Below are 20,493 nucleotides of genomic sequence, written 5' to 3'. Positions count from 1 at the left end.
TCAAGGGTTAATACCATGTCTTCCATTCAAACAGTGCATGCGGCGACGGATACCGCGCCGCAGGGGCGCGACCTGCCGGCCTCGCTGGTCCTGCTGCTGGCCACCGGCGCAGGCCTGTCGGTGGCCTCGCTCTACTACGCCCAGCCGATGCTCGGCGTGCTGGGCGCCGACATCGGTGCCTCCACCCGGTCGGTGGGTTTCATCCCCACGCTCACGCAGCTGGGCTATGCGCTCGGCATCCTGCTGCTGGCGCCGCTGGGCGACCGCTTCGACCGGCGCCGCATCGTGCTGGCCAAGGCGGCCGCGCTGTGCGCCGCGCTGCTGGTGGCCGGCGCCGCGCCTTCGATCGGCGTGCTGCTCGCGGCCAGCCTGGCCATCGGCCTGGCGGCCACGATGGCGCAGGACATCGTGCCCGCCGCCGCCACGCTGGCGCCCGAGGCCACGCGCGGCAAGACGGTCGGCACGGTGATGACAGGGCTGCTGCTGGGCATCCTGCTGTCGCGCGTGGTGAGCGGCTTCGTGGCCGAGCATTTCGGCTGGCGCGCGATGTTCATCGCGGCCGCGGCCAGCATCGCGCTGATCGGCGCGGCCGCCTGGCGCGGACTGCCGCGCTTCAGGCCCACCACGCACCTGGCCTACGGCGCGCTGCTGGGCTCGCTGGGCACGCTGTGGTCGCGCCACGGCGCACTGCGCCGCGCCGCGCTGGCCCAGGCGCTGCTGGCGGTGGGATTCAGCGCCTTCTGGTCGACGCTGGCGGTGATGCTGCACGGCGCGCCCTTCCACCTGGGCAGCGCGGCGGCCGGCGCCTTCGGCCTGGCCGGCGCGGCCGGTGCGCTGGCGGCGCCGCTGGCCGGGCGGCTGGCCGACCGGCGCGGGCCGGAGCTGGTGACGCGCCTGGGTGCCGGGCTGGTGGTGGTGTCGTTCGCGGCCATGGGCCTGGCGCCGCTGATGCTGCCGCACGCGCAGCTCTGGCTGCTGGCGCTGGCCGCGGTCGGCTTCGACCTGGGCATGCAGGCGGCGCTGATCGCGCACCAGACCATCGTCTACGGCATCGAGCCCGGTGCGCGCAGCCGGCTCAATGCGGTGCTGTTCACGGCCATGTTCATCGGCATGGCGGCGGGTTCGGCGCTGGGCGCGCTGGCGCTCGCGCAATGGGGCTGGGCCGGCGTGACCTGGCTGGCGACCGGCACGGCCGCCGCCGCGCTGGCCGTGCGGCTCTGGCCGCGCAAGGCAGCGTAGCCACCGGGCCGCGGGCAGCCCCCGCCTCCCCAGGCTGGTGCATCCGGACTGGCACGTCGCTTGCATAACCTGACCACTTGCTCTGATTAAGCGGTCAAACACACCATGCGCGTGCTCGTCGTCTACTGCCATCCGGTCGAAACCAGTTTCCACGCCGCCCTGCACCAGGAGGTGCTGAAGAACCTGCGCGCCGCCGGGCACGAGGTGGACGACTGCGACCTGTACGCCGAGGGCTTCAATCCGGTGCTCTCGCGCGAGGAGCGGCTCGGCTACCACGAGGTGCCGCACAACCAGCTGCCGCTCAAGCCGTACGTAGAGCGGCTGCAGTGGGCCGAAGGCCTCGTGTTCTGCTTTCCGACCTGGTGCTTCGGCCTGCCCGCGATGCTCAAGGGCTACTTCGACCGGCTCTTCATGCCCGGGGTGGCCTTCGACATCAGCGATCCGGCCCACGTGAAGCCGATGCTCACGCACATCAAGCGCATCAGCGCCGTGGTCACCTACGGGCGGCCGCGCTGGATGGCCTGGTACATGGGCGACCCGCCGCGCAAGATCGTCACGCGCTACATGCTGCGGCTCACCGGCCGCCGCGCCCGGGTGGACTACCACGCCCACTACCACATGAACGTGGCGACCGAGCCCCAGCTCAAGCGCTTCATGGCACGGGTCGGCGCCGCGATGGCGCGTTTCGCATGAGGGCGCCCGCCGTGCTCGGCAACGCGCGCCTGCCGCGCTGGCTGCTGCCCGCCGACTGGCCCGAGCGCGACGGCGTGCCGGTGCTGGCGCGCATTGCGCTCGAAGCCGGGCGCGTGCAGTCGCTGCGGCCTGTTTCCGACCAGGACGAGCCCCATCCCGAAGATTGGGACCTGGCCGGCACCCTCGTGCTGCCGGGCTTGGTCGACGCCCACACGCACCTGGACAAGGCCTTCACGCTGCCGCGCATGAAACAGGTGCAGCCCGGCCTGCTCGGCGCCATCGACGCGATGCTGGCCGACCGCGTGCACTGGAGCCCCGCCGATGTGCACGAGCGCGCCGCGCGCGGCCTGCAGTGGGCCTGGGAATGCGGCACCACGCACCTGCGCACGCATGTCGACTGGTGGGAGCCCGATGCGGTCCCGCTGGCCTGGCCCGTGATGGCCGAGCTCGCGCAGGAATGGGCCGGCAGGATGCGGCTGGAACAGGTCAGCCTCATCAAGCTGCCGCTGTTCGAGGACGCCGCGCAGGCCCTGCGGCTCGCCAGGCAGGTGAAGGCCACGGGGCCGCACGCGCTGCTCGGCGGCTTCGTGCACTCCACCAACTGGAGCGCGAACGCGCTGCGCAACCTGCTGGTGGCGGCGCAGGCCTGCGATCTCGACGTCGACCTGCACGTCGATGAAGAACTGAATCCCGCGGCGGCCGGCTTGCAGACCACCGCCCGCATCCTGCGCGAGATCGGCTTCGAAGGCCGCGTGGTCTGCGGCCACGTCTGCGCACTCTCGGTGCAGCCCGAAGCCGAGGCGCTGACCACGCTCGACGCGGTCGCACATGCGCCGATCACCATCGTCTCGCTGCCCGCCACCAACCTGCTGCTGCAGGACGCGGTGACGGGCCGCACGCCGCGCATGCGCGGCATCACGCTGGTGAAGGAAGCGCGCGAGCGCGGCATTCCGCTGCTGTTCGCGAGCGACAACGTGCAGGACCCGTTCTGCCGCCTCGGCAGCTTCGACCCTGTCGAGGCCCTGGGCACCGCCGCGCTGGTCGCGCAGCTCGACGACCTCTTCGACGACTGGTCGCAGGCACTGTGCCGCAGCGACTGGCTGCAGCGCGCGCCGGCCACGCCCACGCTGGTCGGCGCCACGGCCGACCTCGTGCTGTTCACCCAGGCCGACCGCCACGGCTGGCCCTCGCGCAGCGCCGCGCGCGTGGTGCTGCGCGAAGGCCGCGTCACACACGGCGACGCGGCGCCTTTCCTTCCCCGCTGACGCACAAAGGACATCCTATGCTCCACGGCTACATCCCGCCCCACCGCTTCCTGCCCTACCTGAGCTGGACCGAAATCGCCGCGCTGCCCGACCGCGAAAACACGGTCATCGTGCTGCCCTGCGGCGCCATCGAGCAGCACGGCCCGCACCTGCCGTGCTCGGTCGACAGCGTGATCGCCTCGGGCGTGATGGGCAAGGCGCTCGAGAAGCTGCCGGCCGAGGTGCGCGCCTTCGCGCTGCCCACCATCACCTACGGCAAGTCGGAAGAGCACCTGCACTTTCCCGGCACCATGACGCTCACCGGCACCACGCTGCTCGCGACCGTGACCGAGATCGGCGAGTCGGTCTACCGCGCGGGCTTTCGCAAGCTGCTCTTTGCCAACGGCCACGGCGGCCAGCCGCAGGTGCTGGAGATGGCGGCGCGCGAGCTGCGGCTGCGGCATGGCGACTTCGTGGTGGTGCCGCATGGCGTGTCGCGCCTGCCGAACGCATCGAGCAAGCAGATCAGCGAGCAGGAAAGGCGCCTGTCGATGCACGCCGGCCATTCCGAGACCGCACTGATGCTCGCGCTGGCGCCCGACACCGTGCACATGGAGCGCGCCGCCGCCAACTTTCCGCCCCCGTTCCCGATCAAGCTGCTGTCGGCCGACGGACGCCCGGCCTGCGCCTGGACCGCGCGCGACTTCGGCCCCAGTGGCGTGATCGGCGACCCGACCAGCGCCACGCGCGAGCAGGGCCAGGAGATCCTGGACACGCTCTCCGACAGCTGGGTGCAGGCGCTGACCGAGCTCCATGCGCTGCGCTGGGTGGTGCGCGAGGAAGCCACCTGGGAGCGCGGCCACCAGCAGGGCTTCATCCAGCAGTCCTTCGAAGCGGCCTGAGGCGCGCTCCTTGCATCGGTCGATCGCCCCTTTTTTCCAACCGTTCCTTCACCCGCCTTCGAGAGGTTCCCACCATGCGCTCCTTCGCTCTTTCCATGGCCGGCGCCGCCGCGCTCGCACTGCTCGCCGCTGCACCAGCACCGGCCCAGGCGCAAGACAAGTTCACCTACATGACCAACTGGTACGCGCAGGCCGAGCACGGCGGCTTCTACCAGGCAGTAGCGCTGGGCATCTACAAGAAGCACGGCCTCGACGTGACCCTCAAGATGGGCGGGCCGCAGGTCAACATCACGCAGATGATGGCCGCGGGCCAGGCCGACTGCATCATGGGTTCGAGCGATATCCAGATGATGCAGGTGCGCGAAGGCGGCGTGCCGGTCGTCAACGTGGCGGCCTTCTTCCAGAAGGATCCGCAGGTGCTGATCGCGCACGACGACGTGAAGAAGTTCGAGGACCTCAAGGGCAAGACGCTGCTGATCGGCGCGCAGGCCAACCGCGGCTACTGGCCCTGGCTCAAGGCCAGGTTTGGCTTCACCGACGAACAGACGCGCCCCTACACCTTCAACATCCAGCCCTTCGTGGCCGACAAGAACACCGCGCAGCAGGGCTACCTGACCTCGGAGCCCTACGCGATCCAGAAGGCCGGCGTGAAGAGCACCGTGCTGATGTTCAGCGACCACGGCTTCCCGGCCTACGCCACCACGGTGTCGTGCATGGAAAAGACCGTGAAGGACCGCAGCAAGCAGGTGGAAGCCTTCGTGAAGGCCTCGGCCGAGGGCTGGAAGAGCTACCTCGCCGATCCGGCGCCCGCCAACGCGCTGATCAAGAAGGACAACCCCAACATGACCGACGACCAGCTGGCCTACAGCGTGGCCAAGCTCAAGGAAATGGGCATGGTCACCGGCGGCGATGCGGCCAAGCTCGGCATCGGCGTGATCACCGACGCGCGCTCCAAGGCGAGCTACGACTTTCTCGTCGCCGCCAAGCTGCTCGACCCGGCGAAGGTGGAACTGGCCAAGACCTACACCACAGAGTTCATCAAGGACGCCAAGGTCCTGCCCTGAGCTTTTCCTCCTCATGAACCGCATCGAACCCCACACCCTCGCGCCGCCCGCGGCGCCTGCCGTGCCCGCGGTGGAAGTGCTCTCGGCCGAGAAGACCTACCCCAACGGCACGCAGGCGCTGCTGCCGGTGGACCTGTCGATCGCAGAAGGCGAATTCGTCACGCTGCTCGGGCCTTCGGGCTGCGGCAAGAGCACGCTGCTCAAGATGGTGGCGGGCATGCTCGAGCCGAGCGACGGACGGCTGCTGGTGTGGCGCAAGCCGGTCAGCCAGTTGCACGACAGCGCACGCCGGATGTCCTTCGTGTTCCAGTCGGCCACGCTGATGCCGTGGGCCAGCGTGCGCACCAACGTGCGGCTGCCGCTCGACCTGGCCCGCGTGCCGCGCAAGGACGCCGACGCGCGGGTGATGGAGTCGCTCGCGCTGGTGGGCCTGGAGAAGTTTGCCGATGCATTGCCGCGCGCGCTCTCGGGCGGCATGCAGATGCGGGTGTCGATCGCGCGCGGGCTGGTCACGCAGCCCGACCTGCTGCTGATGGACGAGCCCTTCGGCGCGCTCGACGAGATCACGCGCCACAAGCTCGATGCCGACCTGCTCGACCTCTGGCGCAAGAAGAAGCTCACGGTGATCTTCGTGACGCACTCGATCCACGAGGCGGTGTTCCTGTCGACCCGCGTGGTGATGATGGCCGCGCGGCCGGGCCGCGTGGTGGAGCAGTTCCACATCGACGAGCCCTACCCGCGCACCCCCGACTTCATGGTGACGCCGGAGTTCGCGCGCCATGCCAGGCGGCTGCAGGACAGCCTGCTGCGCGCGAGCAACGCCGACGAGGAGTACGCACGGTGAAGGCCAAACCTCTTCTGAGCCAGCCGCGCGTGCAGCGCGTGCTCTATCCCGTGCTCATCGGCGTGGTGCTGGTCGCGCTGTGGCAGTGGATGGTGGTCGCGATGGAGCTGCCGCCCTACCTGGTGCCCTCGCCCTTCCTCATGGTGCAGACGCTCGTCACCGACTGGGTGCCGCTCGGCAACGCGCTGCTGGTCACGCTCAAGATCACGCTGCTGTCCTTCGCGCTGGCCACCGTGGCCGGGGTGCTGATCTCGTTCCTGTTCGTGCAGAGCAAGCGCATCGAGACCGCGCTCTTTCCGTATGCGGTGCTGCTGCAGGTGACGCCCATCGTGGCGGTGGCGCCGCTCATCATCATCTGGGTGAAGAACCCGACGGCGGCCATGACGGTATGCGCCGCGCTGGTGGCGCTGTTCCCGATCATCAGCAACACCACGCTCGGCCTGCGCAGCATCGACCCCGACCTGCAGAGCTACTTCAAGCTCAACCGCGCGACGCGCTGGCAGCAGCTGGTGCGGCTGCGCATCCCGAGCGCGCTGCCGTACTTCTTTGGCGGGCTGCGCATCTCGAGCGGGCTGGCGCTGATTGGCGCGGTGGTGGCCGAGTTCGTGGCCGGCACCGGCGGCTCGGGCGCGGGGCTGGCTTACCAGATTCTTCAGGCCGGCTTCCAGCTGAACATTCCGCGCATGTTCGCGGCCCTGCTGCTGATTTCGCTGACCGGCGTTGCGCTCTTCGTGCTGATGGCCTGGCTCACCAAGCTGGCGCTGGGCTCGTGGCATGCGAGCGAACTTTCCCAGGATTGAAAACCTTGACCATGAACGCTTCCATTTCCGCCATCGAGCAGTTGCTGTTCGAACTGCCCGACCTCGACTGGATCACCGACGAAAGCCGCGTGGCGCGCCTGTCGCAGGACTTCTCGTGGTTCAGCCCCGTGCTGAACCGCCAGCTGAAAGACAAGCGCGCCGACGTGGCCGTGCGTCCGCGCACCGAGGACGAAATCCGCGCCGTGGTCGGCGCCTGCGCGCGACGCAACCTGCCGATCACCATCCGCGGCAGCGGCACCGGCAACTACGGCCAGACCACGCCGCTCGCGGGTGGCGTGGTGCTCGACATGACGGGCTACAACGCCTTCCTGTGGGTGAAGCCCGGCGTGGCCCGCGCACAGGCGGGCATTCGCCTGGGCGAGCTCGAGAAGCAGACCCGGCCCTCGGGGCAGGAGATGCGCAGCGTCCCCTCCACCTACCGCAGCGCCACGCTCGGCGGCCTGTTCGGCGGCGGTTTCGGCGGCGTGGGCTCCATCAACTATGGGCCGCTGGGCGCGCCCGGCAATGTGCTGGGCATCCGCGCGATGACCATCGAGGCCGAGCCGCAGATGGTCGAGCTGCGCGGCGCCGAGGCCATGCGCATGCACCACCTCTGGGGCACCAACGGGCTGGTGCTGGAGCTGGAGATCGCACTCGCGCCCGCGCACCCCTGGCTCGAAACGCTGGTGACTTTCGACAATTTTGCAGACGCGCTGCACTTCGCCGACAAGCTCGCGAATGCGCCCGGCATCGTGAAGCGGGAGATCGCCTTCTTCGCCGCCCCGATCTCGGACCACCTGGCGCAGCTCGCCGCGCACCTGCCCAAGGGCTGCCACACGGTGCTGTCGCTGGTGGCGCAATCCTGCGAGCCGGCGATGCTGCAGCTGGCCGAGGCGCATGGCGGCACCGTGAGCTACCGCAGGACGGCGGCCGAGGTGCAGAAAAGCAACCGCACGCTGGTGGAATTCACCTGGAACCACACCACGCTGCATGCACTCAAGGCCGACCCCACGCTCACCTACCTGCAGAGCGGCTTCGTGCCGGGCCGGCATGTCGAACAGGTCATCGAGATGGAGCAGCTGCTCGGCGGCGAGGTGCTGATGCACATCGAGTTCATCCGCAACGTGGCAGGGCTCATGACCTGCAGCGGACTCCAGCTGGTGCGCTTCAGTACCGAGGAGCGGCTCGCGGAGATCATCGGCATTCACCGCGCGCACGGCGTGCACATCAACAATCCGCATGTGAACATCGTGGAAGACGGCAAGGCGGGCGGGGCGCTGCCGCCCGAGGTCATCGAGATGAAGAAGCGCTTCGACCCGATGGGCCTGCTGAACCCGGGCAAGCTGCGCGACTGGCCCGTGAAGGCCGCAGCGGCGGCCGCCTGACGGTGATGGCGCGCTGCGTCAGCCCCAGCGGCGGCGCAGCGCGAAGGCCATGGCCACGACGGCGATCGCCGCGATCCACAGCGGCCACAGCCCGAACGGCGCCACCCAGCGCGCATAGGGCGTGAGGCCCGTGCGGCCTTCGACCGACGCTTCGAGCACGCCGCGCGTGAGGCGCGGCAGCTGGTGCGTGACGCGGCCTTCGGCATCGATGACCGCAGTCGCGCCGGTGTTGGTGGCCCGCACCATCGGCCGCGCGAATTCGAGCGAGCGCATGCGCGAGATGGCCAGGTGCTGGTCGATGGCCACCGAGTTGCCGAACCACGCGATGTTGCTCACGTTGAGCAGGATGGTCGGCGCCGTGGCCTGGTCCTTGAAGTTGGCGCCGATCTCGTCGCCGAACAGGTCTTCGTAGCAGATGTTCGGCGCAATGCGCTGGCCCTGCCAGGCGAAGGGCGCCTGCGCCAGGCCGCCGCGGGCGAAGTCGCCGAGCGGGATGTTCATCATGCGGATGAACCAGCGAAAGCCCGGCGGAATGAATTCGCCGAACGGAACCAGGTGGTGCTTGCTGTAGCTGTAGGGCTCGGCCGCGCCGGGCTGGAAGCCGAGCACCGCGTTGCTGTAGCTGCCCTGGCCGCCCAGCGGCAGGCCGACGATGGCGGCCTGCGTGCCCTGGCTGTAGCGCGCCTGTATCGCCTCCAGGTAGCCGGCGGGCAGTTGCTGTGGCAGCAGCGGCAATGCGGTTTCCGGCGTCACCACGAGCGAGGCCTTGGCATCGCGCAGCTGTTCTCCGTACCAGCGCAGTGCAAGGTCGATGCCGCCGCCGGGAATGAATTTTTCGTCTTGCGGGATATTGCCTTGCAGCAGCGCGAGTTGCAGCTTGCCGCTCGAGGCGCCGGCGCCCTGCGCAGCAACGGGCAGCGGTGCCGCGAGATGCGGCGCGGCGAATGCAGCGGCGGCAAGCACCAGGGCCTGCGCCAGTGCGACGCTGCGCGCGGGGCGGGTCAGCGCCACCAGCGCGGCCACCAGCGCAGCCACCGCGCCAATGCCGTACACGCCGATCCACGGCGCCCACGCAGCCAGCGGCCCCTCGACGTGCGCATAGCCGCCCGCGCCCCAGGGCAGGCCCGTGAACCAGCTGCCGCGCACGAGTTCGGCCAGCGTCCACAGTGCGGCGAACACCAGCGCGCCGGCCACGGGCCCGCGAGGCCCGCGAACGACGAACCAGGCGCAGGCCACCGCGTAGTACAGCCCGAGCGCGGCCGCGAGCAGGAGCACCGCGATCGCCGCAAGCGGCGCCGCAAGCCCGCCATAGGTGTGCATCGAAATGAAGAGCCACCAGAAGCTGCCGGTGAGCCAGGCGGTCGAGAAAAGCCAGCCATGCAGGCCGGCGCGGCGCCAGCCCGCGCCTTCGGCGCGCAGCCGGTCCAGCAGGCCGACGAGCACCGCCAGCGAGACCAGCTGCAGCCACCACAGCGGCCGCCCGTTCGCGGGCCAGGCAATGGCGGCGGCCTGTGCGAAACCCGCGAAAGCGAATCCAAGAAGGCGCAGCAGGCCCACGGCGGAAAAGGCGCGCGACGTGCGGAGCGTGGCCGCTGCGGGCAGCGGCATCAGTCGGCCGCGTCGCTGCCGCGGGCCGGGGACACCTTGAACCAGCGCACGGCCCCGCCCTTGGTGTGCAGCACCACGAAGTCGAAGCCGCCCATGGCGTGGTGTTCGCCGCGCTTGGGCACGTGGCCCATCTCGTGCGCGATGAGTCCGCCGATGGTGTCGAAATCTTCGCTCAGCTGTTCTTCGTCGAAGGTGATGCCGAAGGCCTCGGCCACGCGCTCGATGGGCGTGTCGCCCGAGACGCGGTAGGTGTGGTCGGCCAGGCCGAAGATGTCGCCTTCGTCTTCGGCAATGTCGAACTCGTCCTCGATCTCGCCGACGATCTGCTCGAGCACGTCCTCGATGGTGATGAGGCCGGCCACGCGGCCGAACTCGTCGATCACGATGGCCAGGTGGTTGCGGTTGCCGCGGAACTCGCGCAGCAGGTCGTTCAGGCCCTTGCTCTCGGGAACGAAGGTGGCGGGCCGCAGCAGCGCTCGGATGTTGAGCCCCGGCGCGCGCTGCAGCTTGAGCAGGTCCTTCGCGAGCAGGATGCCGATGATGTTTTCCTTCTCGCCCTCGTACACCGGAAAGCGCGAGTGCGCGGTGTCGATGACCAGGTGCAGCAGCGCGTCGAAGGGCGCGTCGATGTTCACCAGGTCCATGCGCGGAGCCGCAACCATCACGTCGCCGGCCGTCATGTCGGCCATGCGCAGCACGCCCTCGAGCATGACGCGCGACTCGGCGCCGATCACCTCGTTGTCCTCGGCGTCCGCGAGGGTTTCGATCAGCTCGTCGCGGGAGTCGGGGCCAGGGTGGATGAATTCGGCCAGCTTCTGGAGAAAGCCGCGCTTGTCTTCCCGTTCGACGGGTGCGCGTTCAGGGTGAGGTTCGGCCACTGCGGGAGGCGTAGTTGAAGAGATACAAGGATACCGGATTGCGCGTGACAGGCTCTACCTTCACCTTTCCTGTCGGGACAGAACGCAGGCGGCCGCCGCCGGGCCGCCCCAAGGCGAGCCGCGCCTCCCCCTCGGGGGTGGCGAATTACACGCAGCGCAGCGAAGTGAAAAGCCCGGGGGGCCAACAGTTACGGGGCGGACTTGCTGCGCGCGTCCCGCATGCCGCTGCGCACTTCCTGCAGGCTGGCCAGGAAGGACCAGAACTGCTTGGCGCGGGTCTTGAGGTGGTAGTCGACCGCCGCGTACTGCTCGAGCGCGATCTCGCTCATGCGGCTGTCGAAGGTGGCGCTTGGCAGCTGCAGATGCGCTTCGGATTCCGAACCGCTGCGCACCACGGTCGCGCCGGCGTTGCGGGCGATCTTCAGCATGGCGGCGTTCTCGCTCAGCGCATGGATGAACAGCATGCCCACGCCTTCGTTGCGCGCCACGACCACGGCACGCTCGAAGAGGCGGGCCCCGTAACCACGGCCGCGCGCATGCGCAGCCACCGACACGCCGAATTCGGCGCAGTCGCTGTGCTGCTCGTCCGGCGCAAATGCCAGGTGGGCCATGGCGATCAGGTCGAGCCGGCGGTTGTAGATGCCAAAGAGCTCGTCGCGCTCGAAGTCGAGCCCTTCGACGTAGCGCCGCACCTGCTCGTCTCCCGCGGCATAGCCGAAGCGCAGGTAACGGTCGTGCGGAGTCAGCGCCAGCAGGTGCTGCGCGATGCGGTCGCGCTCGCGCGGGCCAATCGAGCGGATCGGCACCATGACGGGTTGTGGCGCGAAGGCCGCGCGCGGTTGCGCCTCAACCATCGGCGCCTTCAGGAAAGAGCCGAGGCCGAGGGACGCCTTCAGGAGGGTCTTGGCGGTAAGCATGGCTCAAATATAAGGGTTTTCCCTTAAACACCAAGCCAGCAGGGGTACTTTTGGGCCACATTCGTGAATCAATACCAGAGGGCGTGTCGTTCACACAACCAATCGTGGCTAAACCGGCACGGCCGTGGTGGCCTTGACACGGTCGAGCACGAAGCTGGTCTTGCAATCCTCCACGCTGGGATGCTTGAGCAGGGTGTCCATGATGAAACGGCTGTAGTGCCCCATGTCGGCGACCACCACGCGCAGCAGGTAGTCCATGTCGCCGGTCAGGGCCGCGCACTCGACCACTTCGGGCCAGGTCTGCACGCTGGCGCGGAACAGGTCCATGGGATTGCGCTTGTGGGTTTCGGTGTGCTTTTCGAGGCGCACATTGAGATAGGCGGTCAGGCCCAGGCCGATGACTTCGGGGCGCACGAGCGCGACATAGCGGTCGATGACCCCGCTCTCCTCGAGCCGCTTGACGCGCCGCAGCACCGCGCTCGGAGAAAGGCTGACCTGCTCGGCGATCTGGTCGTAGGTGGCGCGCCCATCTGCTTGCAGCGTGCGCAAAATAAGCCGATCAATCTTGTCGAGTGCTTCCATGACTCTATTTTCGCAGTTTTACTGCGTCACACGCATCTTCAGCGCCCAATAACGCTGGAAACGTGAGTGGCATCCGCTCTACAGTGCAGCACTGGTCGTTCTCACCCATTCGTTCGCTATTTCATTCATTCGAATCCCACCTCTGGAGACCCTCACATGAGCCACACCGACGCGCCCCCCTTCACGCCCTGGGACAACCCCATGGGAACCGATGGCTTCGAATTCATCGAGTACGCGGCGCCGGATCCAGTTGCAATGGGGAAGGTGTTCGAGCGCATGGGCTTCACGGCCGTGGCGCGCCATCGCCACAAGAACGTGCTGCTGTACCGCCAGGGCACGATCAATTTCATCGTCAACGCCGAGCCCGATTCGTTCGCACAGCGCTTTGCGCGCGAACACGGCCCGAGCGTCTGCGCCATCGCCTTCCGCGTGCAGGACGCCAAGCAGGCCTACGAGCGCGCCATCTCGCTCGGCGCATGGGGCTTCGCCGACAAGGCCGGACCTGGCGAACTGAACATTCCCGCCATCAAGGGCATCGGCGACAGCCTGATCTACCTGGTCGACCGCTGGCCCGGCAAGAACGGCGCGAAGCCGGGCGACATCGGCAACATCGGCTTCTACGACGTCGACTTCGAGCCGCTGCCGGGCGTGGCCTCGCAGGATGCGCTGGCGCCCAAGGGCAACGGCCTGACCTACATCGACCACCTCACGCACAACGTGTACCGCGGCCGCATGAACGTCTGGGCCGGCTTCTACGAGAAGCTCTTCAATTTCCGCGAGATCAAGTACTTCGACATCGAAGGCCAGGTCACGGGCGTGAAGAGCAAGGCCATGACCAGCCCCTGCGGCAAGATCCGCATCCCGATCAACGAAGAAGGCAAGGAGCAGGCAGGCCAGATCCAGGAGTACCTGGACATGTACCGCGGCGAAGGCATCCAGCACATCGCGATGGGCTCGGACAACCTGTACGAGACTGTCGACGCGCTGCGCGCCAAGGGCGTGACCCTGCTCGACACGATCGACACCTACTACGAACTGGTCGACAAGCGCATTCCCGGCCACGGCGAAAGCGTGGCCGAGCTGCAGAAGCGCAAGATCTTGATCGACGGCAAGAAGGACGCGCTGCTGCTGCAGATCTTCAGCGAGAACCAGCTCGGCCCGATCTTCTTCGAGTTCATCCAGCGCAAGGGCGACGATGGTTTCGGCAACGGCAACTTCAAGGCGCTGTTCGAAAGCATCGAACTCGACCAGATGCGCCGCGGCGTGCTGTCGGCCCCAAAATAAGCGCCTCTTTCACTGGCCAGGAGCCTCCATGCGCAGCACGTTCTCGATCGGCTTGATCCTCATCGCGGCAGCCGCCGTCCTTTCCGGTTGCGCGATGGCGCCGGCCGTCAACCCGGCCGGCTCGCACCTCGACACGGTGCAGAAGACGGCCGCGCTGCGCATCTGCACGCCGGGCGATTACAAGCCCTTCAGCTTCCAGAAGGCCGACGGCGCGTTCGAGGGCATCGACGTCGATCTCATGACAGGCTTCAGCGCCAGCCTCGGCGCGAAGCCCGAGTGGGTCAAGACCACCTGGGCCAACCTGCTGCCCGACCTCAGTGCCGGCAAGTGCGACATTGCCGTGGGCGGTGTTTCCGTGACCACCGACCGCCAGAAGCGTGCCTTCTTCAGCGCGCCCTACATGGTGAACGGCAAGGCGCCCATTGCACGCTGCGCCGACGTCGCCAAGTACCAGAGCGTGGCCGACATCGACAAGCCGTCCACACGGGTCATCTTCAATCCGGGCGGCAGCAACGAGCGCTTCGCGCGTGCCAACTTCAAGCAGGCCAAGCTCACGCTGCACGGCGAGAACGTGACGATCTTTGACGAGATCCTGGCCAATCGCGCCGACGTCTTCGTGACCGAATCGGCAGAAGCCATCACGCAGCAGAAGCTCAAGCCAGGCCTGTGCGCAATCAACCCCGACAAGCCGCTGCAATACGGCGAAATGGCCTGGATGCTGCCGCGCGACGACGTGGCATTCAAGGCCTACGTCGACCAATGGCTGCACCTGCAGCAGGCCGGCGGCGACTTCCAGCGCGTGATGGACCGCTGGCTCAAGTAAACCGAAAGAGCATTCCCATGGACACTCCTGCAGCAGCCGCTGTCGTCACGCCCGCCGTCTACGGTGCCTCGGACCGTCCGCCGCGCGGCGACTACTCGCGCGGCGGCGCGGTGCTTGCCGACTACACCTGCCCGCAGGACTGGGCCAGCTACACGCCGGCCGACCACGAGACCTACAAGCGCCTCTACGAACGGCAGGCCGCGCAGCTGCCGGGCCTCGCCTGCGATGCATTCATCGAGGCGCTGCCCTCGCTGGGCGTGAAGGACCGCATCCCGCGCTTCGACGAGATTAACGAGCGGCTGCACCGCGCCACGGGCTGGGAAATCGTCGCGGTGCCGGGCCTGATTCCCGAGTTGCCGTTCTTCACGCTGCTCGCGAACCGCAAGTTCCCGGTGACCGACTGGATCCGCAAGCCCGAGGAGTTCAACTACATCGTCGAGCCCGATGTGTTCCACGACCTGTTCGGCCACGTGCCGATGCTGTTCGACCCCACCTTCGCCGACTATGTGCAGCGCTATGGCCAAGGCGGCATCAAGGCGCATGAACTGGGCGCGGGCGAGAAGCTCGCGCGGCTCTACTGGTACACGGTCGAGTTCGGCCTGATCCGCCAGCCCGACGGCCTGCGCGCCTACGGCGCCGGCATTCTGAGCTCCGTGGGCGAACTGCAGCACGCCGTGCGCAGCGACGAGCCGCACCGGCTGCAACTCGATCTGCTGCGCACCATGCGCACGCTCTACAAGATCGACACCTACCAGAGCAACTACTTCGTGATCGAGAGCTTCGCGCAGCTCTTCGAACTCACGGCCCCCGACTTCACGCCGCTCTACCAGGCGCTCGAGGCTCTGCCCGACATCCCGGCCGGGACGCTGCTGCCCGGCGAGTCCGGCAAAGCCTGATGAAAGCGCTCCCCGCGCACTGACTGCCGCGGCATGCATGCGCTGCGGTGCGCTATCGCGTGCGCGACAGCGCACGCCCTGCTCCTAGGACAAGCCCGCTGGCGGCTGAGTGTGTATGGCTCCCACAATCCGCGCAACAGGAGCTTGCATGCAGACATCCGCGCGACAGAACTACCCGGCCGACGTGCCGCACGAGATCGACCCGGAGCAGTACCGATCCCTGCCCCACATGTTCGACGAGGCCTTTGCCCGCTATGCCGAGCGGCCGTTCTCGGTCTGCATGGAGCGCTGGATGTCGTATGGGGAGCTCGACGGCCTGTCGAAGGCCCTGGGCGCGTGGCTCCAGTCGCTGGGCCTCGAGCCTGGCGCACGGGTCGCCATCATGCTGCCCAACGTACCCCAGTTCGCCGTCACGATGTGCGGCGTGCTTCGCGCAGGCTATACCTGCGTCAACGTCAATCCGCTCTACACGGCGCGCGAACTCGAGCACCAGCTCAAGGATTCGGGTGCCACGGCCATCGTCATTCTCGAGAACTTCGCCGCGACGCTGGAACAGGTGATCGAGCGCACGCCGGTCAGGCATGTGGTCGTCACTTCGATGGGCGACCTGCTGGGCGGACTCTACGGCGCCTGGATCACGGTCGCGGTTCGCCACCTGGCGAAGATGGTTCCGCCGTACAAGCTGCCTCTGGGCAACGGCCGCACCGTCACGCCTTTTTCCAAGGTCATCGAAGAGGGGCGTGGGCGCGCGCTGGCGCCGGACCAGAGCACGCTCGATTCGATCGCATTCCTGCAATACACCGGCGGCACGACGGGCTTGTCCAAGGGGGCGGTACTGACCCACCGCAACATCGTCGCGGCCACGCTGCAGGCAGAAGCCTGGTTCACGCCCGCGCTGTCGCGGGCGGGCGACCTGTCGAAGGTCAACAGCATCGCGGCGCTGCCGCTCTATCACATCTTCGCGCTCACGCTCTGCCTCCTGGTCATCCGCCAGGGCTCGCACATGACGCTGGTCCCCAATCCGCGCGACTTCGACAAGTTCATCGCCGTACTCAAGAAGCGCCCCTTCCACATGCTGCCCGCGGTGAACACACTCTTCAATGCGCTCTTGATGCATCCCGGATTCAAGTCGATCGACTTCTCCACGCTGTTCGTGTCGCAAGCAGGCGGAATGGCTGCTTCCGAAGGCACAGCCCGGCGCTGGTTCGAGGCCACCGGCTGCCCGATGATCGAAGGCTGGGGCATGAGCGAGACCTGCGCGATCGGCACCAACAACCCGGTGTCGAATACCCAATTCACAGGCACCATCGGCTTGCCGCTGCCGAGCATCGAAATTGCCATCAAGGACGATGAAGGCAACTCCCTGCCCGTGGGCGCACCGGGCGAGCTCTGCATCAAGGGCCCCAACGTGATGACCGGCTACTACAACCAGCCCGCCGAAACCGCGGCGGCCTTCACTGCCGATGGCTTCATGCGCACCGGCGACATTGCCGTCATGCAGGAAGACGGCTACAGCCGCATCGTCGACCGCAAGAAGGACATGATTCTGGTGAGCGGCTTCAATGTTTTTCCAAACGAACTGGAGAACGTGATCTCGCTGTGTCCTGGCGTCGTCGAGTGCGCGGCCGTCGGTGTGCCGGACGAAAAGCAGGGCGAAGCGATCAAGGTTTTTGTCGTTCGCAAGGACGCGGCGCTCACCGAAGAGGCTGTGCTGCAATACTGCAATGGACAGCTCACCGGCTACAAACGGCCCAAGCACATCGAATTCCGCGACTCGCTGCCCAAGACCAATGTCGGGAAGATCCTGCGGCGCGAGCTGCGCACCAGTGCGAGTGTCTGAATGAACGATCGCGCCGCGGCCGGGCTGCCGGCGAATCTCGTTGTCTTGGAGCGCGGCTGGCTATCTTCGAACAACATCCTGTTCATCGGCGCCGACGAGACCGCGCTGGTCGACACCGGCTATGCCACGCATGCCGATCAGACCCTGGCGTTGGTCGAATCGGTGCTGGGAGCCCGGCCGCTCGACCGGATCGTGAATACCCATCTGCACAGCGACCACTGCGGCGGCAACGCGGCCCTGCAGCGGCGCTACCCGGCGATCCGGACGGACATCCCGCCCGGAGAGGCGGCACTGGTGGAACGGTGGGATGAGCGCGGGCTGAGCTTTCTTGCGACGGGACAGACCTGCCCGCGGTTCCGGTTCACCGGCCTCTTGCAGCCAGGGACCGAATGCATGCTCGGCGACAGCCCGTGGCAGGTGCATGGTGCGCCTGGCCACGATCCCCACTCGATCATCCTGTTCGATCCCGCCTCACGGACGCTGATCTCGGCGGATGCCTTGTGGGAAAACGGCTTTGGTGTTGCCTTTCCCGAACTCGCGGGCGAACCGTCATTCGGCGACCTGGCTGCAACGCTGGATCGGATCGAGAGGCTGGGCCCGCTGCAGGTGATCCCGGGGCACGGCCGCGTCTTCAGCGACGCCGGCAAGGCACTGGCCACGGCGCGCCGACGGCTTGAGGGTCTTCAGCGCGATCCCGTGAAGCATGCGCGGCATGCCATCAAGGTCTTGATGAAATTCAAGCTGCTGGACGTGCAGTCTATTGCCTTTGATGACTGGAAGATCTGGCTTCGGAATGCGTCATATCTGGAAATCGTTCGTTCGCGCTTCTTTGCCGATGCCGAATTGGAGCAATTGGCAGACGATGTCCTGCACGAGCTGATCGGTGCAGGCGCGGCCGAGATGGACTCTTCAGGTATCCACAATATCTAATCCCTAATTTGCAGGAATAAAAAAAGCGCGTCACCGAAAGATGACGCGCTTTTTAAGCTGCAAAGAAAAAAGCCCAACACGCTGTGTTGGGCTTTTCCTGGGCTGTAAGAGCCTGACGATGACCTACTTTCACACGGGAACCCGCACTATCATCGGCGCTGACGCGTTTCACTGTCCTGTTCGGGATGGGAAGGAGTGGTACCACGTCGCTATGGTCATCAGGCATAACTTTTTGTTTGACTGATCACATGATCAATCAAACGAATTCATAGAGTTTGGAATCAGCTTTGGCGAATTATTTTGAATGCGTCAACTTGGCATAACACCTTGATCTGATTGATCAAAGTTATAGGGTCAAGCCGCACGAGCAATTAGTATCAGTTAGCTTAACGCATTACTGCGCTTCCACACCTGACCTATCAACGTCCTGGTCTTGAACGACTCTTTAGGGGGCTCAAGGCCCCGGCAGATCTCATCTTGAAACGAGTTTCCCGCTTAGATGCTTTCAGCGGTTATCTCTTCCACACTTAGCTACTCGGCAATGCCACTGGCGTGACAACCGATACACCAGAGGTGTGTCCACTCCGGTCCTCTCGTACTAGGAGCAGGCTTCCTCAAATCTGCAGCGCCCACGGAAGATAGGGACCAAACTGTCTCACGACGTTTTAAACCCAGCTCACGTACCTCTTTAAATGGCGAACAGCCATACCCTTGGGACCGGCTACAGCCCCAGGATGAGATGAGCCGACATCGAGGTGCCAAACACCGCCGTCGATATGAACTCTTGGGCGGTATCAGCCTGTTATCCCCAGAGTACCTTTTATCCGTTGAGCGATGGCCCTTCCATACAGAACCACCGGATCACTATGTCCTGCTTTCGCATCTGCTCGACTTGTCAGTCTCGCAGTTAAGCACGCTTATGCCATTGCACTATCGTCACGATGTCCGACCGTAACTAGCGTACCTTCGAACTCCTCCGTTACGCTTTGGGAGGAGACCGCCCCAGTCAAACTGCCTACCATGCACTGTCCCCGATCCAGATAATGGACCTAGGTTAGAACCTCAAACACACCAGGGTGGTATTTCAACGTTGGCTCCACAAGATCTAGCGACCCTGCTTCAAAGCCTCCCACCTATCCTACACAGATCTGTTCAAAGTCCAATACAAAGCTACAGTAAAGGTTCATGGGGTCTTTCCGTCTTTCCGCGGGGAGATTGCATCATCACAAACATTTCAACTTCGCTGAGTCTCAGGAGGAGACAGTGTGGCCATCGTTACGCCATTCGTGCAGGTCGGAACTTACCCGACAAGGAATTTCGCTACCTTAGGACCGTTATAGTTACGGCCGCCGTTTACTGGGACTTCAATCAAGAGCTTGCACCCCATCATTTAATCTTCCAGCACCGGGCAGGCGTCACACCCTATACGTCCACTTTCGTGTTTGCAGAGTGCTGTGTTTTTAATAAACAGTCGCAGCCACCGATTTTTTGCAACCCATTCATGCTTCGTTGTTCACTACACACTAATAGGGCACACCTTCTTCCGAAGTTACGGTGTCAATTTGCCGAGTTCCTTCTCCTGAGTTCTCTCAAGCGCCTTAGAATACTCATCTCGCGCACCAGTGTCGGTTTGCGGTACGGTCGTATATAGCTGAAGCTTAGTGGCTTTTCCTGGAACCTCGTTCAGTCACTTCACGGACAAGTCCGCTCGATCGTTGGCCTCGGTATATGTGCACCGGATTTGCCTAATGCACGCCTACATCCAACTAAACCGGGATATCCAACACCCGGATGACCTATTAAGATCCGTCCCCACATCGCACTATATAACGGTACAGGAATATTGACCTGTTTCCCATCAGCTACGCATCTCTGCCTCGCCTTAGGGGCCGACTCACTCTACGCCGATGAACGTTGCGTAGAAAACCTTGCGCTTACGGCGAGGGGGCTTTTCACCCCCTTTAACGCTACTCATGTCAGCATTCGCACTTCTGATACCTCCAGCACGCTTTACAACGCACCTTCACAGGCTTACAGAACGCTCTCCTACCACTTGCAATAAATTGCAAATCCGCAGCTTCGGTAACTGGCTTAGCCCCGTTACATCTTCCGCGCAGGACGACTCGATCAGTGAGCTATTACGCTTTCTTTAAATGATGGCTGCTTCTAAGCCAACATCCTGACTGTTTTAGCCTTCCCACTTCGTTTCCCACTTAGCCAATTTTAGGGACCTTAGCTGGCGGTCTGGGTTGTTTCCCTCTTGAGTCCGGACGTTAGCACCCGGTGCTCTGTCTCCCAAGCTGTACTCATCGGTATTCGGAGTTTGCCTTGGTTTGGTAAGTCGCCATGACCCCCTAGCCAAAACAGTGCTCTACCCCCGATGGTAATACTTGAGGCACTACCTAAATAGTTTTCGGAGAGAACCAGCTATTTCCAAGTTTGTTTAGCCTTTCACCCCTATCCACAGCTCATCCGCTAGTTTTGCAACACTAGTCGGTTCGGACCTCCAGTACCTGTTACGGCACCTTCATCCTGGCCATGGATAGATCACTTGGTTTCGGGTC

Annotated in this window: 17 protein-coding genes and 2 rRNA genes (1 of these 19 cut by a window edge); 13 read left to right on the top strand and 6 right to left on the bottom strand. The window is 65.2% G+C overall.

Annotated features, from left to right (window positions below):
* Positions 1-15 precede the first annotated feature (15 nt).
* The 8 genes from QFZ47_RS15930 to QFZ47_RS15895 all read left to right on the top strand — a co-directional run bounded on the left by QFZ47_RS15930 (position 16) and on the right by QFZ47_RS15895 (position 8,171).
* Complete coding sequence (locus QFZ47_RS15930; protein ID WP_307656537.1) at positions 16-1,239, top strand: MFS transporter; 1,224 nt, start codon at positions 16-18, stop codon at positions 1,237-1,239.
* Between the two features lie 105 nt (positions 1,240-1,344).
* On the top strand, positions 1,345-1,932 hold the full coding sequence (locus QFZ47_RS15925; RefSeq protein ID WP_307656536.1) for an NAD(P)H-dependent oxidoreductase: 588 nt from the start codon (positions 1,345-1,347) through the stop codon (positions 1,930-1,932).
* Entirely contained in the window at positions 1,929-3,197 is a 1,269-nt protein-coding gene (locus tag QFZ47_RS15920; protein ID WP_307656535.1) for an amidohydrolase family protein, read from the top strand. Before QFZ47_RS15925 ends, QFZ47_RS15920 begins: the two co-directional genes overlap by 4 nt.
* A 17-nt stretch (positions 3,198-3,214) precedes the next feature.
* Complete coding sequence (locus tag QFZ47_RS15915; protein WP_307656534.1) at positions 3,215-4,078, top strand: creatininase family protein; 864 nt, start codon at positions 3,215-3,217, stop codon at positions 4,076-4,078.
* Positions 4,079-4,152: 74 nt separating this feature from the next.
* Complete coding sequence (locus QFZ47_RS15910; RefSeq protein WP_307656533.1) at positions 4,153-5,142, top strand: ABC transporter substrate-binding protein; 990 nt, start codon at positions 4,153-4,155, stop codon at positions 5,140-5,142.
* A 13-nt stretch (positions 5,143-5,155) separates the two neighbouring features.
* Positions 5,156-5,986, top strand: coding sequence for an ABC transporter ATP-binding protein (locus QFZ47_RS15905; protein ID WP_307656532.1), 831 nt, complete (start codon positions 5,156-5,158; stop codon positions 5,984-5,986).
* Positions 5,983-6,786, top strand: a complete 804-nt coding sequence (locus tag QFZ47_RS15900) for an ABC transporter permease (RefSeq protein ID WP_307656531.1) — start codon at positions 5,983-5,985, stop codon at positions 6,784-6,786. The genes QFZ47_RS15905 and QFZ47_RS15900 overlap by 4 nt, the downstream gene beginning before the upstream one ends.
* Positions 6,787-6,797: 11 nt before the next feature.
* The gene (locus QFZ47_RS15895; RefSeq protein WP_307656530.1) at positions 6,798-8,171 is read left to right on the top strand and encodes an FAD-binding oxidoreductase; all 1,374 of its coding nucleotides are present in this window, start codon (positions 6,798-6,800) and stop codon (positions 8,169-8,171) included.
* 18 nt (positions 8,172-8,189) lie between these two features.
* On the opposite strand, the gene lnt is transcribed toward QFZ47_RS15895, so the two are convergent.
* From lnt to QFZ47_RS15875, 4 genes are all read right to left on the bottom strand, one after another.
* Complete coding sequence (gene lnt, locus QFZ47_RS15890) at positions 8,190-9,779, bottom strand: apolipoprotein N-acyltransferase (RefSeq protein WP_307656529.1); 1,590 nt, start codon at positions 9,777-9,779, stop codon at positions 8,190-8,192.
* Positions 9,779-10,657: a CorC family transporter gene (locus tag QFZ47_RS15885; protein WP_307656528.1), complete on the bottom strand. Its 879-nt coding sequence runs from the start codon at positions 10,655-10,657 to the stop codon at positions 9,779-9,781. The genes lnt and QFZ47_RS15885 overlap by 1 nt, the downstream gene beginning before the upstream one ends.
* Before the next feature lie 188 nt (positions 10,658-10,845).
* Complete coding sequence (locus QFZ47_RS15880; protein WP_307656527.1) at positions 10,846-11,574, bottom strand: GNAT family N-acetyltransferase; 729 nt, start codon at positions 11,572-11,574, stop codon at positions 10,846-10,848.
* Positions 11,575-11,682: 108 nt separating this feature from the next.
* A complete protein-coding gene (locus tag QFZ47_RS15875; protein WP_028254383.1) occupies positions 11,683-12,156 on the bottom strand; it encodes an Lrp/AsnC family transcriptional regulator in 474 nt (157 codons plus the stop codon).
* 156 nt (positions 12,157-12,312) lie between these two features.
* On the opposite strand from QFZ47_RS15875, the gene hppD reads away from it, so the two are divergent.
* From hppD to QFZ47_RS15850, 5 genes are all read left to right on the top strand, one after another.
* Positions 12,313-13,440, top strand: coding sequence for a 4-hydroxyphenylpyruvate dioxygenase (gene hppD, locus QFZ47_RS15870; protein WP_307656526.1), 1,128 nt, complete (start codon positions 12,313-12,315; stop codon positions 13,438-13,440).
* Positions 13,441-13,468: 28 nt separating this feature from the next.
* Complete coding sequence (locus tag QFZ47_RS15865) at positions 13,469-14,263, top strand: transporter substrate-binding domain-containing protein (protein ID WP_307656525.1); 795 nt, start codon at positions 13,469-13,471, stop codon at positions 14,261-14,263.
* A gap of 17 nt (positions 14,264-14,280) precedes the next feature.
* Entirely contained in the window at positions 14,281-15,159 is an 879-nt protein-coding gene (phhA, locus tag QFZ47_RS15860) for a phenylalanine 4-monooxygenase (RefSeq protein WP_307656524.1), read from the top strand.
* A 148-nt stretch (positions 15,160-15,307) separates the two neighbouring features.
* Positions 15,308-16,999 (top strand): AMP-binding protein, encoded by a 1,692-nt coding sequence (locus tag QFZ47_RS15855; protein WP_307656523.1) that lies wholly within the window; start codon positions 15,308-15,310, stop codon positions 16,997-16,999.
* Complete coding sequence (locus QFZ47_RS15850; protein WP_307656522.1) at positions 17,000-17,929, top strand: MBL fold metallo-hydrolase; 930 nt, start codon at positions 17,000-17,002, stop codon at positions 17,927-17,929.
* 110 nt (positions 17,930-18,039) lie between these two features.
* On the opposite strand, the gene rrf is transcribed toward QFZ47_RS15850, so the two are convergent.
* Both rrf and QFZ47_RS15840 read right to left on the bottom strand, forming a co-directional pair.
* Positions 18,040-18,152 (bottom strand): 5S ribosomal RNA (rrf, locus tag QFZ47_RS15845).
* Between the two features lie 127 nt (positions 18,153-18,279).
* A 23S ribosomal RNA gene (locus QFZ47_RS15840) occupies positions 18,280-20,493 on the bottom strand; it runs 659 nt beyond the window's last position.

It is taken from the genome of Variovorax paradoxus (assembly GCF_030815975.1).
GTDB lineage: Bacteria > Pseudomonadota > Gammaproteobacteria > Burkholderiales > Burkholderiaceae_C > Variovorax > Variovorax paradoxus_N.
The sequence above is the reverse complement of the archived record's forward strand: the minus strand, read 5'-3'. Positions and strand labels throughout refer to the sequence as shown.

What these genes read in the sequence shown, in the direction of transcription:
- QFZ47_RS15915 (WP_307656534.1), top strand. Translation starts at nt 3,215, where the DNA reads ATGCTCCACGGCTACATCCCGCCCCACCGCTTCCTGCCCTACCTGAGC.
- QFZ47_RS15850 (WP_307656522.1), top strand. Translation starts at nt 17,000, where the DNA reads ATGAACGATCGCGCCGCGGCCGGGCTGCCGGCGAATCTCGTTGTCTTG.
- QFZ47_RS15880 (WP_307656527.1), bottom strand. Translation starts at nt 11,574, where the DNA reads ATGCTTACCGCCAAGACCCTCCTGAAGGCGTCCCTCGGCCTCGGCTCT.
- QFZ47_RS15910 (WP_307656533.1), top strand. Translation starts at nt 4,153, where the DNA reads ATGCGCTCCTTCGCTCTTTCCATGGCCGGCGCCGCCGCGCTCGCACTG.
- lnt (WP_307656529.1), bottom strand. Translation starts at nt 9,779, where the DNA reads ATGCCGCTGCCCGCAGCGGCCACGCTCCGCACGTCGCGCGCCTTTTCC.
- QFZ47_RS15875 (WP_028254383.1), bottom strand. Translation starts at nt 12,156, where the DNA reads ATGGAAGCACTCGACAAGATTGATCGGCTTATTTTGCGCACGCTGCAA.
- phhA (WP_307656524.1), top strand. Translation starts at nt 14,281, where the DNA reads ATGGACACTCCTGCAGCAGCCGCTGTCGTCACGCCCGCCGTCTACGGT.
- QFZ47_RS15895 (WP_307656530.1), top strand. Translation starts at nt 6,798, where the DNA reads ATGAACGCTTCCATTTCCGCCATCGAGCAGTTGCTGTTCGAACTGCCC.
- hppD (WP_307656526.1), top strand. Translation starts at nt 12,313, where the DNA reads ATGAGCCACACCGACGCGCCCCCCTTCACGCCCTGGGACAACCCCATG.
- QFZ47_RS15925 (WP_307656536.1), top strand. Translation starts at nt 1,345, where the DNA reads ATGCGCGTGCTCGTCGTCTACTGCCATCCGGTCGAAACCAGTTTCCAC.
- QFZ47_RS15905 (WP_307656532.1), top strand. Translation starts at nt 5,156, where the DNA reads ATGAACCGCATCGAACCCCACACCCTCGCGCCGCCCGCGGCGCCTGCC.
- QFZ47_RS15865 (WP_307656525.1), top strand. Translation starts at nt 13,469, where the DNA reads ATGCGCAGCACGTTCTCGATCGGCTTGATCCTCATCGCGGCAGCCGCC.
- QFZ47_RS15930 (WP_307656537.1), top strand. Translation starts at nt 16, where the DNA reads ATGTCTTCCATTCAAACAGTGCATGCGGCGACGGATACCGCGCCGCAG.
- QFZ47_RS15920 (WP_307656535.1), top strand. Translation starts at nt 1,929, where the DNA reads ATGAGGGCGCCCGCCGTGCTCGGCAACGCGCGCCTGCCGCGCTGGCTG.
- QFZ47_RS15855 (WP_307656523.1), top strand. Translation starts at nt 15,308, where the DNA reads ATGCAGACATCCGCGCGACAGAACTACCCGGCCGACGTGCCGCACGAG.